Annotated in this window: 13 protein-coding genes, 1 tRNA gene and 2 pseudogenes; 11 read left to right on the top strand and 5 right to left on the bottom strand. The window is 52.7% G+C overall.

All coding sequences use genetic code 11. The features are described from left to right. Positions 1 to 51: 51 nt before the first annotated feature. Entirely contained in the window at positions 52 to 1,155 is a 1,104-nt protein-coding gene (gene dctP / locus AAC599_RS13645; protein ID WP_340150956.1) for a TRAP transporter substrate-binding protein DctP, read from the bottom strand. A gap of 180 nt (positions 1,156 to 1,335) precedes the next feature. On the opposite strand from dctP, the gene AAC599_RS13650 reads away from it, so the two are divergent. The 5 genes and pseudogenes from AAC599_RS13650 to AAC599_RS13670 all read left to right on the top strand — a co-directional run bounded on the left by AAC599_RS13650 (position 1,336) and on the right by AAC599_RS13670 (position 3,434). Further along, the gene (locus tag AAC599_RS13650) at positions 1,336 to 2,091 is read left to right on the top strand and encodes a CbiX/SirB N-terminal domain-containing protein (protein ID WP_340150957.1); all 756 of its coding nucleotides are present in this window, start codon (positions 1,336 to 1,338) and stop codon (positions 2,089 to 2,091) included. A gap of 140 nt (positions 2,092 to 2,231) precedes the next feature. Continuing rightward, a pseudogene (locus tag AAC599_RS13655) lies at positions 2,232 to 2,444 on the top strand (cold shock domain-containing protein); the annotation flags it as partial. A 75-nt stretch (positions 2,445 to 2,519) separates the two neighbouring features. Then, positions 2,520 to 2,714 (top strand): annotated as a pseudogene (locus AAC599_RS13660) (cold shock domain-containing protein); the annotation flags it as partial. A 15-nt stretch (positions 2,715 to 2,729) separates the two neighbouring features. Beyond that, positions 2,730 to 2,948: a DUF3126 family protein gene (locus AAC599_RS13665; protein WP_340150958.1), complete on the top strand. Its 219-nt coding sequence runs from the start codon at positions 2,730 to 2,732 to the stop codon at positions 2,946 to 2,948. Positions 2,949 to 3,032: 84 nt separating this feature from the next. Next, positions 3,033 to 3,434: a hypothetical protein gene (locus tag AAC599_RS13670; protein ID WP_340150959.1), complete on the top strand. Its 402-nt coding sequence runs from the start codon at positions 3,033 to 3,035 to the stop codon at positions 3,432 to 3,434. Between the two features lie 12 nt (positions 3,435 to 3,446). Here AAC599_RS13670 and AAC599_RS13675 read toward each other — a convergent pair whose 3' ends face one another. Further along, positions 3,447 to 4,373, bottom strand: a complete 927-nt coding sequence (locus AAC599_RS13675) for a cation diffusion facilitator family transporter (protein WP_340150960.1) — start codon at positions 4,371 to 4,373, stop codon at positions 3,447 to 3,449. Between the two features lie 323 nt (positions 4,374 to 4,696). Here AAC599_RS13675 and AAC599_RS13680 point away from each other — a divergent pair, with 323 nt between their 5' ends. From AAC599_RS13680 to AAC599_RS13690, 3 genes are all read left to right on the top strand, one after another. After that, complete coding sequence (locus AAC599_RS13680; RefSeq protein WP_340150961.1) at positions 4,697 to 5,575, top strand: OmpA family protein; 879 nt, start codon at positions 4,697 to 4,699, stop codon at positions 5,573 to 5,575. A gap of 71 nt (positions 5,576 to 5,646) precedes the next feature. After that, positions 5,647 to 5,826, top strand: a complete 180-nt coding sequence (locus AAC599_RS13685; protein WP_293959301.1) for a DUF3012 domain-containing protein — start codon at positions 5,647 to 5,649, stop codon at positions 5,824 to 5,826. A gap of 88 nt (positions 5,827 to 5,914) precedes the next feature. Further along, positions 5,915 to 5,991: transfer RNA gene (locus tag AAC599_RS13690), tRNA-Arg, on the top strand. A gap of 37 nt (positions 5,992 to 6,028) precedes the next feature. Here the strand turns inward: AAC599_RS13690 and AAC599_RS13695 are convergent. Continuing rightward, a complete protein-coding gene (locus AAC599_RS13695) occupies positions 6,029 to 6,877 on the bottom strand; it encodes a crotonase/enoyl-CoA hydratase family protein (protein ID WP_340150962.1) in 849 nt (282 codons plus the stop codon). Positions 6,878 to 7,058: 181 nt separating this feature from the next. On the opposite strand from AAC599_RS13695, the gene AAC599_RS13700 reads away from it, so the two are divergent. Next, positions 7,059 to 8,600, top strand: a complete 1,542-nt coding sequence (locus AAC599_RS13700; protein ID WP_340150963.1) for a long-chain fatty acid--CoA ligase — start codon at positions 7,059 to 7,061, stop codon at positions 8,598 to 8,600. 69 nt (positions 8,601 to 8,669) lie between these two features. Here AAC599_RS13700 and AAC599_RS13705 read toward each other — a convergent pair whose 3' ends face one another. Both AAC599_RS13705 and AAC599_RS13710 read right to left on the bottom strand, forming a co-directional pair. After that, positions 8,670 to 9,875 carry an acetyl-CoA acetyltransferase gene (locus tag AAC599_RS13705; RefSeq protein ID WP_293959295.1) on the bottom strand — a complete coding sequence of 402 codons (1,206 nt, stop codon included), beginning with the start codon at positions 9,873 to 9,875 and terminating at the stop codon, positions 8,670 to 8,672. A 2-nt stretch (positions 9,876 to 9,877) separates the two neighbouring features. Continuing rightward, the gene (locus AAC599_RS13710; RefSeq protein WP_340150964.1) at positions 9,878 to 11,347 is read right to left on the bottom strand and encodes a 3-oxoacyl-[acyl-carrier-protein] synthase III C-terminal domain-containing protein; all 1,470 of its coding nucleotides are present in this window, start codon (positions 11,345 to 11,347) and stop codon (positions 9,878 to 9,880) included. A gap of 229 nt (positions 11,348 to 11,576) precedes the next feature. Here AAC599_RS13710 and AAC599_RS13715 point away from each other — a divergent pair, with 229 nt between their 5' ends. Then, positions 11,577 to 13,199, top strand: a complete 1,623-nt coding sequence (locus tag AAC599_RS13715) for a carboxyl transferase domain-containing protein (RefSeq protein ID WP_340150965.1) — start codon at positions 11,577 to 11,579, stop codon at positions 13,197 to 13,199. A gap of 53 nt (positions 13,200 to 13,252) precedes the next feature. Continuing rightward, positions 13,253 to 15,253 carry an acetyl-CoA carboxylase biotin carboxylase subunit gene (locus tag AAC599_RS13720; RefSeq protein ID WP_340150966.1) on the top strand — a complete coding sequence of 667 codons (2,001 nt, stop codon included), beginning with the start codon at positions 13,253 to 13,255 and terminating at the stop codon, positions 15,251 to 15,253. Positions 15,254 to 15,267: the final 14 nt, after the last annotated feature.

A 15,267-nucleotide genomic window follows, 5' to 3' on the forward strand; every position in this document is an offset into this window, starting at 1 on the left:
TACTTTAAAAGAAAAGAGGGCCTGGTTCACCAGACCCTCTATCCAGACTGCCTAATTGGTCGCTTGCTTTGATGTTGTCATAATCAACTCAAACAACTCGGTTCCGGGATATCCATCGCTGTTCATTTTTGCGACCCACTCGTCCCAAACCGGTTTTGCACCAATTTCACGGAATCTTGCCAGTTCCTCGTCGGAATAGGTGATTGCCTGAATTCCCTTTTCTTTCATAAGCGGGAAGTTTTTCGCATCGGCAGCCTCATATGCTGCATACAGGGCTTCATATGCCGGAGCTTTAGCGTCGTTCAGAAGCTGTTGATACTCAGGTGTCAACGCTTCATAAGCAGGAATGTTCACAACCACCGGGCAATGGTTCGCTCCTGGTGACATATTCGCCGTATGCCATTTACCAATATCTGTCAGACGATAGGAAACATGCGCGTATGTGAAGGGGAAGGACGCTGCTTCAATCGTACCGCGTTCAAGGGATGTATACACTTCTGGCGCCGGTACAGTCGTTGGAACAGCGCCGATTTTTGTCATCGCTTCACCAATACCGCCAAGGGCACGGACACGCATGCCATTCCAATCTTCCAGTGTAAGGGGCGGATCACCTACGCCGGTAAACTCGTACTGAGGCAGCAGTGAGCTCATCAGCAGCATTGCATCCCAGCGGGCCATATCTTCCGCCACGGCGGGGTGCTTATAATAAGCTTCATGAACTGCAGTTTGAACCTGCAGGTTAGGGAACGGCAGAAATGGCAGGTCGAGACCAGAAAGTGTTGGATTTTTTGCCGGATGGTAAGCTGTGCAGAGTGCGGCCATCTGAAAAGCGCCAAGCTTGATGCCGTCCAGATTCTCTCTCGCCTTGGACAGCGCTTCGCCGTAGTGGATTTTGATGTTGAATTTTCCATCCGTTTTTTCCGCAACATAGTCACGAATTGTTTCGACGCTGCTGGTAAAGGCGCGCTCTTTGCCCCAAACAGATAGATTCCAGTTAACTTCCGGGCCGTCGACTTCGGCGGCCGAGACGCTAAACGTCATCATCGACGCAGCTGAAAACGCGGCAATCGACATAGCTTTACGTTTGATCATTTCGTTATTCCTCCCAATAGAATATTTAGTTTTTATCAATGGCTGTTTTTTGTTTTTTGCCATTTATGGCGTCATTATCACATATTTTGAAGCCCGCGGGCTACTAAAATCTAAATAGCGGCTCAAGGTTACATGGTAAAGGCAATTCCGGACGATATTTTTTCCACTTTTACCTGAGAAATTGTAAACAGTAGGAAAGGCGACTATCTGATCGCCTGTATATCCTTACCGATTGAGTAGAAGATGCCATCCTCACGCCCGTCAGTAATTGTTGTCGCTCATGGCTCCCGTATTTCCGATACTGCACAGGAGGCTGCGGTCCGGCATGCGGCCACACTTGTGCATAGTAATCTATATGAGCTTGTGGATGTATGCTTTCTGTCGCGGGATAAGTCACGGCCGCTTTTGCCAGAGGGCAAAGTTTTCCTTCTGCCCTTTTTCATGAGCAACGGGTACTTTGTCAGAAACCGGATACCGGAACTTTTCGAGCTGGAGAAGGGGCGACGTATTGAAAGCCGCCATCAGCTTTATCTATGCGATCCGTTAGGAACCGATCCCGAACTCGCTGACGTCATTATAACTATGGCACAAGAAATCTGTCGGGATCATAATTATACGCCCAAGAAAGTGCAGCTTTTGCTTGTTGCTCATGGCTCGGAAACGTCATCTGCCTCGGCGGAGGCAACATGTTTGCAGCAACAGGCCGTCACAGGAAGAGATGAATTTGCGGGCGTCTATGTTGCCTTTCTCAGCCAGGCACCGCGTCTTGATGAAGTATTGTCTGCCTGCCTTGACGATGGGTCGGCCCTTATAGTAGTCGGGCTGTTTGCTGCGGACGGTCCGCATGCCATAGAGGATGTTCCGGGTTCAATCGCAAAATGGCAACAACAATCCATGAGCACGATGGCGGTCCATTATGCTGGAGCGGTCGGTTCGAGGCCGGAGATCGCCAACCTGATCCAGCGAAGTATCGCGAGATGTGCTGCGAAGGTTGGTTAAGTTCGTATATCCGATAGAATATCAAAATTACTGTGCAGACAGCCGTTTCACGATCTGATAGAAAATGAACGGAAAGATTGAGCTTTGACTTTAATTTAGGTATTGCACAGTCTGTAATTAAACAATGAGGTCCTTAAAGGATGAATGATCGTAAGCCGTCCAAACCCGTCCGTAAAAACATTTCGGCCACTGTGAAATTCTTCGATGAAGCCAAAGGGTTTGGTTTCGTGTCTCCCGCCGATGGGTCGCCGGACGCCTTTGTCCATATTTCAGTTTTGCAGAATACCTCCTATCAGGAACTGCGGGAAGGTATGCAGATAATATGCGATCTTGCTGACGGGGACCGTGGCCAGCAGGTCGTGGCAATTCATGAACCTGAAGAGGAAGAAGAGATTCCGGTCGGTGTCGATATTGAGATGACGGGCGTAGTAACGACGTACGTGCCAGAGCATAAATATGGCTTTGTAACACCTGAAGGCGGCGGTGAGGATGTCTTTATCCATACAAATATGCTCGAACGCTCTGATGTCGACCTTGAAAACTTCGGGATTGATACGCGGGTAAAATGCGTTGTGCGAATGGGGTTAAAAGGTCCGATCGCTGACTCGCTCGAAGTCCTTTAGAAACGCGAGGTAAGGATGACAAGAACAGAAACACTGCGCGTACAGAGATATTTGCGTGAAAAGTTCGACAATGAAGATTTTAATGTGAAAGAGAGACGACCCTCGGACGGCACGGCCGAAGTATTGCTGGATGATGAATTTATCGGAGTTGTCTATCGTGATGAAGATGAGGGGGAGGTATCCTTCGCTTTCCACATGACCATTCTCGACATGGACTTGCCGTCAACTTCCTGATCCGAAACCGCTGGCCGGATACTTCAATCATTTCTCCGGTGTCAAGGTTACCGTTTTTTAACCATGTCCGGATAGTCTGGTCGTATGCGACATTCTGCTCCGATTATAGGGTTTCTGGCTTTCCTGCTGCTCGTCACCGGAACCAGTGACGCTTCCCAAATGGATTTGATACAGCTTGACGTGGGTGGTGATCCCGGTGCTGCTTTCTCCGGAGATTGCCGAATCGTCTCCGGCAAGTTACCGGTCAAGCGGTATCGAATACAGGGCAGGGTGCCGGCGAAATACTGGCTGCCCGGTGATGCGGTGAGTTGTAGTCTTCAGAAATCGAAAATGGCAGAGCGGCTGGAAGCCAAAATCACGCGGGGAAATTTGATTGAAGTACAGCAGGTTAGCATGCCGCCGCTGCGGTGGATCCTTATCACCAGCTCGGGTCCATGGGGAAATGCGAAGGGAGCGTCGAGCGCGGCCCGACCTCTCTGGCAGTAAAAAGATCCGATCTTAACCTTGCGTTGCGCAATTGCTATGCTCTAGTTGCAACGTGGCATGATCTATTTCAAACTCTGATAACAAAAAAGCATTTATGGCACGCAGCGTACTTTCGAGATCTGCTGAAGGCTCGACCTGGACATGCATGGTAACGATTGGTTTTTCCGCCGTCAGGGACCAGGCATGCATATGATGTACATCGACAATTTCGGGCATATAGGCCGTTAGTTTATCCCGTATAAGGGCCATATCAAGATGATCGGGCGTCCCTTCCAGAAGTATATGCCCTGAACGGCGAACAAGTCCGTACGCACTTTTCAGAATGATAATTGCAACAAGGACGGACAGAATGGGATCTGCCGCCATCCAGCCCGTAAACAGAATAATGACCGCGGCAACGATTGCGGCCACGGATCCCAGTAAGTCGCCCATCACATGGAGAAGTGCGCCCTGCATATTGACGTTGTCCCGATCGCCGCGATGAAGGAGGTAGAAGCCGACAATATTGACAACCAGCCCGCCGATGGCGACCACAAGCATCATCCCGCCAATTACCTCACCGGGGTTTATGAGGCGCCCGATAGCTTCGATTATAATCCAGCCGGCGATAAAGAATAGTGTCAGACCATTTGTGAAGGCGGCCAGAATCTGAAACCGGTGGTATCCATAGCTGCGTTTGCTGTCCGCTGGTTTGGAGGCGAGCCGGAAAGCGAACCAGGCCAGGGCGAGGGCGGCTGTATCGGAGAGCATATGTCCGGAATCGGCGAGTAGAGCAAGCGATCCAGAAAATATGCCGCCAAGTCCCTGCAACAGCATATATCCGCCAGTGAGGCACATGACCCAGAAAATACGGCGTTCGCTATCCTTGGTTACCTTGGGCGTATGATCGTGTGAATGGGTATGCGTGTCGCCGCTCTCGTGTGAGTGTGAATGCGCCATAAAATTCGTCGTTGCCTTATAAGTTATTAGTAGAGTAGACAGCTTTCCCGCGGTCTTTGTCCATAGAAAAAATACACACGATTGATCCAGTATAGCTTGTTCGTCGTAACCATAATAATTGCCGTTATTTGCCGTAATTCAGACATTATTCATGGCTAGCCTCTATTAATTATTTGCAAACTGAGAGTTGAAACTAAGGCTAAAACCCTTAATTTCAAGATCGTGAATGCAATTTCTATTGTTTGCAGGGTTACAACGTACTACTATTAACCATACCCAGTGTGAAACCTTTCGCACTTAAGAAGACGGTTGAGGGGAAGATTATGAAAAATACGATGAAATTCGCAATTGTTGGCGCCGCATCGCTCGTATTAGCAGCATGTGGTGGTAAATTGGAACAGGCGGAAAAGCTAAGCCCCGGCGGGACCGAATTCCAGCAGGCGCTCTACACGGGGTACGTTGACCTCGCGAAGGCTGAATATAACGAAGGCGATTATATTGATTCTGATCGCTTTGCGGAAAAGGCTATGGCGGCAACACGGGGCGAACAAGTCGACCCTTATCACCCTGAAGAATGGCACCTTCCTGCCGATCGCGAACCGGTTCTGGTCGGTGCCCGTGAACGGCTGATGGCCGCTCTCGGTGCGGGTGCTTCCGAAGAACTTCCTTTAGTCGCAGCGCGCGCGCAGACAAGCTTTGACTGCTGGGTCCAGGAGCAGGAAGAAAATCGCCAGCCGAAGGATATCGCAGCATGCCGGGATGCCTTCATCCTCGCCATTGAGGAAATTGAGACTGCAATGGCGCCAGTTGTCGTCGTAGAGAAGAAAGTTGTCGTCATGGAGAAGAAAGAACCCATGATGATGGAGCCGAAGTCCTTTGAAGTGAACTTCGCTTTCGACTCCTCGACACCTCTGCCTGGTTCTGATGATGAAATCAAGGCAGCTTCGGAGTACATGAAGGAATTCAAAGATCCGAAGATCACGATCGCCGGTTATACCGATACAGTCGGTAGCGTTGAGTATAACGATAAACTGGGTGAGCGTCGTGCCGAAGCCGTTGCCTTCATGGGCATGGATATGGGCATGGAGCCGCAACGGATTATCATGCGCTCCTACGGTAAGAAAGACCTGAAAGTCCAGACTGCCGATGGTGTCAGAAACGCCGCAAACCGCCGCGTTGTCATCACGGTCGAAGGCAACTAAATTTGACGATCCGAAGGGACGGGATGCTTGACTGCACCCCGTCCCTTTTTTATGTCTTACTGGGGAACATCATGACCAAAAAAATAATCTGCCTTGCTCTGCTGTCACTTTTCACGCTGGGGCTGGCGGCCTGCGATCCGGAAGTTGGAAGCAAGGAATGGTGCGCAGAAATGAAAGAAAAGCCAAAAGGTGATTGGTCTGCCAATGAAGCTGCGGACTATGCCAAGAATTGTGTTCTGACGTCAGACTAATAGATTTATTTACAGAGGCGGGCCGGCAAACCGGCCCGTTTCATTTTTATATGGCGCGGGAAATGGCTGTCTGCTAAACCCGGGAAACGGTCCCGTAGCTCATCAGGATAGAGCGCAAGATTCCTAATCTTGAGGTAACAGGTTCGAGTCCTGTCGGGATCGCCACCCAGTATAAACGGCGCAGTCGACCACCAATCCCAGCTTAGCCAATGTTTTTTCGAATGGGCGGCAAATCAACGAATTCACCTTGCCGCTTTTCCTGGTTTGCCTTCATTGCCTCAAATATCTCGTCTCGCTGAAGCATGCTGGCATTCCAGATTGCAATATAGTCCAGGCTGTCTTCTACTGTGTGATTTTGTGAATAATTCATCATCCGCTTGCATCCCATTATTGCCAGCGGCGCTTTGCTCGCTATTTCTGCGGCCATCTTCATGACGGCCGCCATCATAGCTTCATGATCCTTATAAACGTTGTTGAAGAGGCCGGCTGTTTTGCCTTCATCTGCGTGCATCCGGCGTCCCGTGTAAGCAAGCTCCCGGGCAAGACCATCTGCGATTAATTTTGTAATCCGAGGGAAAGTGCCAACGTCTGCGGTCATGCCAATATTGGTTTCAAAAATTGTGATAAAGGCATCCTCGGTAGCGAAGCGCATGTCACAGGCGGTGATCAGATCAACGCCGCCACCGATACAGCCGCCCTGAACCGCCGCAAGAACTGGCAGTCGGCATTCCTGCAACACGGTGAAGGTCCCCTGCATATTCTTTACGGCACCGTAAAAATTTGCGCCTGCTTGTATTTCTGCGGCTTTCTTCGCGGCGGGATCGGCAATTTCAGGTTCAACGAAGGACGCAACATCCAGCCCGGATGAAAAATGAGGACCTGTCGAGGACAGGACGATAACGCGTGCCTTTGAGTTTTCGTCGATATCGCGGACAATTTTCGGAAGTTCATTCCAGAAGGCAGGAACCATGCTGTTCCGCTTCTCCGGCCGGTTTAGAATTATATGCGCAATGTTGTTGTCTATTTGAACGTCAAAGCAGCTGTAGGTCATGACGGAACGCCTCTTGCCAGTGTTAGGTCCTTATAATTTTTCCTCATAATAAGGCGATGTAGGCGCAGTTACAAATCTCTTTACACATTTAGATGAATGAGATGAAGTAGATCGTTCCCGCGTCTTACAGAGATTTGAGCACGCGCAAGACCAAGAAAAACAAGCCATTCGGGAGGAATATATGAGTGTTTTGCATTATGACTGGCTCAGTCATCACGCAGCGAGGGTGCCGGATAAAACGGTCTGGGTCGATCTGCACTCTGATCGTGAGTTCACCTATGCCGAGGCAAATGACCGCGCGTTGAGATTGGCGGCTCATCTTCAAAATAACTGCCGCGTAGATAAGGGGGACAGGGTCGGCGTTCTGGCTATGAACTCAACTGATATGTTGGAAATACAGGCGGCCTGCGCCAAGATAGGCGGCATATTTCTGCCTCTTAACTGGCGGCTGACGGTCGCGGAGCTGGACTTCATTATTCAGGACGCCGCGCCGAAAGTACTCATCCATGATACGCAATTCGCAGCCGAATGTTCGGAGCTTCAGGAGAAGGCGGGCGTGCCAATATTGCTTGAGACTAATGGTGGTGGCGGGAATACGGCCTATGAAGCGGCGATTAAGTCTGCTGAACCAACGCCGGTACTTGCTACGGTCACGCATGATAACATCTGGACGATCATGTATACTTCGGGCACAACGGGGCTGCCAAAAGGTGCCATGAATACATATGGAATGGCATTCTATAACGCGGTCAATCTGGGCGTGCCCACGTATTTCACGCCAAACGCCAAGACATTGACTATCCTGCCGCTTTTCCATACCGGCGGGCTAAACTGCTATAGCTCGGTTGCCCTGTATTTCGGTGGAACGACATTGGTCATGCGCGCCTTCGATCCCGGCGAGTGCCTTCGCATCATAAATGATGTGGAAATCGGCTTGACCCATTTCTTCGGCGTACCAGCAAATTACCTGTTTATGAGCCAGCACCCTGATTTTGCGACAACGGATTTTTCCCGTCTCGCCTGTTCTGGCGTTGGCGGCGCTCCGACGCCGGTGCCGCTGCTCGAAACTTACAAGGCAAAGGGATTGGCGTTGCAGCAGGGATACGGCATGACCGAGACAAGCCCTACAGTGACCGTGCAGGATGCAGAAATGGCATTTTCAAGGCCTGGCTCCGCCGGTAAGCTTGCGATGAATGCCGAAGCGCGCATTGTTGACGAGGAGGGTGTGGATGTGCCGGTGGGCGAAACCGGAGAGCTATGGGTGAAGGGTCCAAACATCACTCCCGGATACTGGAACCGGCCGGAAGCCAACGCGGAAACAATAACGGACGGATGGCTGCATACGGGCGATGCCTGCCGTGTGGATAAGGACGGGCATTTCTATGTCGTCGACCGCTGGAAGGATATGTATATATCGGGCGGGGAAAATGTATATCCGGCAGAGATCGAAAGCATCCTCTTCAAGATGCCTGAGATTGCTGATTTGGCTATCATAGGTGTTCCGGATGATAGGTGGGATGAAGTCGGCTGTGCCGTTGTTGTCATCGCTCCGGGCAAATCACTCACGGCGGATGACATCATCCTGTTCTGTCAGGAGAAGCTCGCGCGATATAAAATCCCGAAACATGTGATATTTAAGGATGAACTGCCGCGTAATGCGACAGGGAAGGTCCTGAAGCGTGTGCTTAAAGACGAGATCGGCGATCTTCGCAAGTCTGCCTGACCTGCTTGGAGAAAAATATTCTTCGGGCCGCCGTTATGGTGGGCGGCAACCCGAAGAGCTTTTCACGCGTCAGGCGCCTTCTTTCCCGACGATGGCGATAGAGCAGACATTCTGATGTGGGAAACCGCCGAGATTGTGGGTCATCCCGAAGACCGGCTCTTCTTTTCGCTGACGATCACCGGCGCGTCCCTGCATCTGCAGATACATCTCGTAAATCATCCGAAGGCCGGAGGCGCCAATTGGATGGCCGAAACATTTAAGACCGCCGTCAATCTGGCAGGGGACCTTGCCATCCGCGTCATAGAACCCGTCCATCACGTCATTGACCGCTCTCCCCTCGTCGGAGATATAGAGATCCTCCATCGTCACCAGCTCGGTGATGGAAAAGCAGTCATGAACTTCAAACATGCTGATCTGTTCGCGTGGCTTGGTGATGCCAGCTTCCTTATAGGCACGGTTCGCCGCCGCCCGGGTAGTGACAAAGTGGCTGCCGTCCCAGGAGTTATGCTGTGCTTCCCGACCGTTGGACGCCGACAGCTGCAGTGCTTTCACCGTGATCAGGTCAGTCTTGCCGAGAGATTTCGCAATCTCCGGCGTTGTGACAATCGCACAGGCTGATCCATCACTCACGCCGCAGCAATCAAAGAGGCCAAGCGGCTCCGCGATCATCGGGGCATTCATGACTTTGTCTTCATTAATCTTGTTGCGAAGATGTGCTTTGGGGTTCTTGGATCCGTTATCATGGCTCTTAACCGATATATGAGCCATAGCCCGTTTCATGTCATCTTTGCTAACGCCATGCTTCGCTGAGTAGGCGGAGGCCAGCTGCGCGAAAGATCCGGGTGCGGAGGCGTTCGCCCAGAACATATCGTTGACAGAGCCGCGGTTGCGTTGAGGCAGGCCGCCGTAACCGGTGTCTTTCAGTTTCTCAACGCCAAGGGCGAGGGCAATATCACAGGCACCTGAAGCGACCGCATATACAGCACCACGGAAGGCTTCTGATCCGCTGGCGCAGTAGTTCTCGACACGTGTCACCGGTATGTTCGGCAAACGAAGCGCCATGGAGAGCGGTACGGCGGATTTACCGACATGTTCCTCTTCAATGGCGGTTGCGAGCCAGGCAGCTTCGATCTGGCTTTTTTCAATGCCGGCATCCGCCAGTGCCTCAACATATGCTTCGATCATCAGATCTTCCGCATTGTCGTTCCAGCGCTCGCCGAAACGCGAGCAGCCCATGCCGAGAATGGCAACTTTATCTTTAATTCCCGAGGCCATTGTTATTCTCCTTTGCTTGAAGCGCCCGCAGGGGTCGCTTTCCAGAAATAGCGCCTGAAACCGCGCTTGTTGTCATAATCCTTGATTCGGAACATCATCCGCATGGGCATACCCACTTCAATCTCCATGTCTGGAGAAATATCGGTGAAATCGCTCATCAGGCGACCACCTTCTTCAAACTGCACCATGCCGTAATAAGCAGGCGGGTCGGGCGAATATGTCAGCCGATCGGCGGTGAAAGAGTTCACCTTGGAAACCCGGTCGGCGAAGGGGTAATCCTCTTGCGTGCCAATGGCGCCACAATTTTCATTGACGCACATATTTGATTTCGGGAACTGAGCCGTGCCGCATTGGGAGCATTGTCCGCCCACCATGGCCTGCGCCATGCCTTTATTCCGATAGAGGGTTGTCAGGCCGGTCTTCTTGTCCGTTTCCGCACGAATTCCGCGTTCCATATTGACGAGTTCGTGGAAGGCAAGGAACTTGTTGTAATTGGTTTCTGCGTAGCGGCGGGCGAGATAACCGGAAATCCCTCTGCGCGGGGAGAGCGATTTGATCTCGTCAGTCACCTCGAAAAGAAGTGCATCGCTTCCCTGGCCGAAACTTGCGACAAGGATCTTATCTCCCGGTGCGCTGTTCTGAAGGGCTTGCGCCAGCATCACCATGGAATGCGCCGTTCCGGTCTCGCCGCAGTTTGCCTGCATGTTATCGGCAATCGCGCTTTCCTGAAGACCGGTTTTCTTGGCGATCGCTCCAGCAACGCCCCGGGCGGCGACCGGAAAACAGAAGGTGGTGATATCTTCCGCCTTGACGCCTGCTTCCGTTAACGCTGCGTTAATCGCTTCGGGAACAATCTTGAGGTAACCCTCATCACGTATCCAGCGTTCTTCCCAGCTATAGTCGAAATCTTCGTTTTCGCCGCGGAAGTGATCGACAAAATCGACTGCTTCGGTATGGGCGGAAAGAAGGCGGGCCACAACCTTGCCGGTGCCGACAAGGAACGCCGCCGCGCCGTCACCGGAAGTCAATTCCAGCGGGCTTGCTGCTTTGGTCTTGCGTTTTTCCGACGTCGTAAACAGGATCGGTCCGCTGCCGCCTTTTGCGACCTGCAATGCCACCGATAACCCGGCGCTTCCTGCCCGTTGCGATGAGGCGAAGTCCAGAGTTTGCAGGCTGCTGCTCAAATTGAGCGCATCGGCAACAATGCCGGCATTCTGCCGGTCGACAAAAGGAAAGCTTGTAGAGGCCATATAGACAGCGGATACTTGACCGCGGTCAAAATCGGCAAGACAATCGCGAGCTGCTTCCACCGCCATGGTCACGCTATCCTCATCCCAGTTCGCCATGGCGCGTTCCCCTCTGGCAAGGCCCTTAAGCCCGGGGTTGAACCAGCTATGCGCTTTGGCAATTTCACTACGCTGCAATCGGCTTTGCGGGATGTATCCCCCGTAGGCCAATATTCCTACTTCCATTTGGACAGGCTCCTTTTTATTTTTTCTTATGTGTCACAAGTATTTTTGCGGGAACGGATATCTATCATTCCCGCACCACCTTATGCAGGTAGCGGAGGACAGTGTAAATCGACTGTCCGGTGATTGCCAGTTAATTCAGCCCGGCCTTGCCTCAGCTGTCTTTTTTACTTAACGCGGTGAACGCTCCTATGCTATCAATTAAAGAAAAAAATAAAATCGGGGGTCCCGAATGGCCACTTTCACTTCGAAGATAGCGACCTCGTCCGAGAGCTATGCGGCTAACCGGCAGGATATGCTGGCACTTGTTGACCAGCTTCACGGGCTGAAAGATCGCGCGAAACAGCTGTCGGAACGTCGCCGCGACCGGTTTGATGAGCGGGGGCAATTGACACCGCGCGAGCGCCTGGTTCGGTTGCTGGATCCGGGAATGCCGTTTCTGGAACTGTTTGGTCTTGCCAATTATTGCGTCGATACGACGGACCGGGAAAAAAGTATTCCGGGCGCCAGCTCGCTGACTGGTATCGGCTTTATCAATGGTGTCCGTTGTATGATCTGTGCAAGTGACAGCGGTATCAATGCGGGCGCGATGACGCAGAAGACAGGCGAGAAAATTCGAAGAATTCAGGATATTGCGCTTGAGAAGAAACTCCCTTTCGTACATCTGGTCGAGAGTGCGGGGGCGAACCTCCTTAAATATCAGGTCGAATCCTGGGCGCATGGGGGCGGTACCTTTCAAAGGCTGGCAAAGCTGAGTGCGGCGGGTATTCCGACATTTGTCGTGCTGCATGGGCCCTCCACGGCAGGCGGTGCCTATATGCCGGGAATGAGTGATTATGTGATCGGGATTAAGGGGCGCGGACGGGCCTCCCTCGGCGGTGCGGCCCTGGTGCGCGCGGCGACGGGAGAAATCTCGGATGATGAGGAACTTGCCGGGTCGGAAATGCATGCAACGACCACGGGCCTGGTCGAATATCTTGCCGAAGACGACGCACATGGCCTCCTGATTGCACGGGATATTATCGGACGGCTGGGATGGAACGACAAATGCCCGCGTCCTGCGATAAAATCTTTCAAGGAGCCGATGTATAATCCGGAGGAAATCGCCGGTGCCGTTCCGGTCGATTACAGAAAGCCCTATGATGTGCGCGAAGTCGTTGCCCGCCTAGTTGATGGCTCCGATTTTGAGGATTTCAAGCCGCGCTATGGTTCCACTCTTGTTTGCCTGCAGGCGGAAATTTATGGGCAGGCGTGTGGTATCGTGGGCAATAACGGGCCGATCGATCCGGATGGCGCTGCGAAAGGCGGGCAATTCTTCCAGCTTTGTGATCAGGCCGATATCCCACTCATATTTCTTAACAACATTACCGGCTATATGGTCGGTAAAGAGTATGAACATAAGGGCATGATTAAGCATGGGTCGAAGATGATCCAGGCCGTCTCAAATGTCCGGGTGCCGAAAATCACCCTTTACATTGGCGCGAGTTTCGGGGCTGGTAACTATGGTATGGCGGGTCTTGCCTATGAGCCGGACTTCCTGTTTGCCTGGCCCAATGCCAAGACGGGCGTGATGGGCGGTGAGCAGGCGGCGCTCACCATGGATCAGGTGGCGCGTAGCGGTGCCGAGCGAAAGGGAGTGCCGGTTGATGAAGACGCGCTGGCCGCGCAGAAAAAACGCCTGATTGACCATTTCGACGGTCAGGCAGACGCATTCTACACTTCTGGACGGCTTCTCGATCAGGGGGTTATTGATCCGCGTGACAGTCGCAAGGTGATCGGCTTTGCCCTGCAAACCTGTTGGGAGGCCCGGCATCGGACCTTGCAGCCGAACAGCTTCGGCGTAGGCCGGTTTTAATTGCGGTGATCCATGAAAAAAAAAGAAAATGAAAATAGTCGGGTCCGGTCGTCATGAGAAAATTTAACAGCATATTGGTTGCCAATCGGGGCGAAATTGCCGTCCGGGTCATGAAAACGGCCGGGAGTCTGGGTTATCGCACGATAGCAGTCTACTCAGAAGCGGACGCAGGCGCACTCCATGTTCGCACGGCGGATGAAGCGGTGTTGATCGGACCGGCGCCAGTGCAGCAATCCTATCTGGATGGCACTAAAATTCTTGCTGCGGCGAAAGAAGCGGGCGCGGAAGCAATTCATCCGGGATATGGCTTTCTCTCCGAGAATGCGGAATTCGCCCGCGCCTGTGAGGATGCAGGAATTGTCTTTATCGGTCCGACTGCCGAAGCCATTGATCTGATGGGAAACAAGGCGGCGGCCAAAAGACGGATGATCGCCGCCGAGGTGCCGTGCGTTCCGGGTTATGAGGACGCGGATCAGTCTGATGATGTGTTGACAGAAGCCGCCAAGGATATTGGCTTTCCGATCATGGTAAAAGCGGCGGCGGGCGGCGGTGGGCGCGGCATGCGCCTTGTACATAAAGAGGCGCAGCTCTCTGCAGCGCTCAATTCGGCGCGCTCTGAAGCCCTAAACGCTTTTGGATCAGATGAACTGATCCTGGAAAGGGCGATTGTCGAACCACGGCATGTCGAAGTTCAGGTGTTCGCCGATACGCACGGAAACGTCATTCATCTGGGAGAGCGGGATTGCTCGGTTCAGCGGCGGCATCAAAAAGTCGTGGAAGAAGCCCCTTGCCCCGTCATGACGCCGGAACTTCGCGAGAAGATGGGGATGGCTGCGGTGGAGGCCGCGCGCAGCATCAATTATCGCGGCGCCGGTACGGTTGAATTCCTCTTGGATGCCTCCGGTGATTTTTATTTTCTGGAAATGAATACCCGTCTCCAGGTCGAACATCCGGTAACGGAACTGGTGACAGGGCTCGATCTGGTATCATTGCAGATACAGGTAGCGGAGGGAATGCCGCTCGGGCTGGACCAGTCCGACATAGTGCTTGCGGGCCATGCCATTGAAGTGCGGCTGTATGCGGAAGACACGACACAGGATTTCCTTCCTTGCACGGGACGGATTGAGGCATGGGAGCCAGCGGCTGGCGACGGTATTCGCTTCGATAGCGGCATTGATGCCGGACAGGAAATTTCTCCGTTTTATGATCCGATGATTGCCAAGGTCATTGCCTATGGCGAAAGTCGGGAGGCGGCAAGGCACCGTTTGATAGAAGCACTCAAGGGCACTGTAATTTTCGGCCTGACCACAAACCGCGGGTTCCTGATCGATATTTTGGCCGAGGAGAAATTCGCAAAAGGAGACGCCACAACCGCCTTCATCGGCGAATTGTTTGATGCGGCACGTTTGGCGGCGAAATCGCCGGATACTGCCGAGATGGCGATGGCGGCTGTCCTGCTGTATCAGGTCGAGCGGGATCAGGCGAAAGCTACCGCCGTTTTTACAAGTGATCAGCTTATGGACTGGTCAAGCGGCGGCGCCCTGCTCACTCGCTATATGTTCGCATCGGGCAATGCTGAGAATGACGTGACCGTATCCCCGCTTCGTGGTGGCAGCTACGAGGTTATGGTCGATGCCACAACGTTAAAAGTTGAGGTTATGGGCCGCAGTGAGAACCGCGCGCAGCTGACGGTGGATGGCAAACGCAAGCGCCTTCACTACAATACGCCGTCGGCAGGTGTGGTGGAACTGACTGACGATGGCCGGACTCTCCGGTTCGTTAATAGTCTCGCCTTTCCCAAATCTGCCGCCGTGGCCGCCGGTAGCGGCCATGTAACCGCCCCGATGCACGGCACGTTGCTGGAAGTGTTCGTGAAGGCCGGGGATACGGTAAAGGTCGGAACGCGCCTTGCTGTGCTGGAAGCGATGAAAATGCAGCATGATATCCTGGCGGAGGTTGCCGGAGTTGTAGAAGAGGTCGTGGCCTCAGCGGCAAATCAGGTATCGGTCGGCGATTTACTGTTCGAGATTGAAACCGCCGAGGCGGCAGAATAAGACCAATTTGTTAG

Origin of the sequence: uncultured Sneathiella sp., from assembly GCF_963976355.1 — a bacterium.
Classification (GTDB): Bacteria; Pseudomonadota; Alphaproteobacteria; order Sneathiellales; family Sneathiellaceae; genus Sneathiella.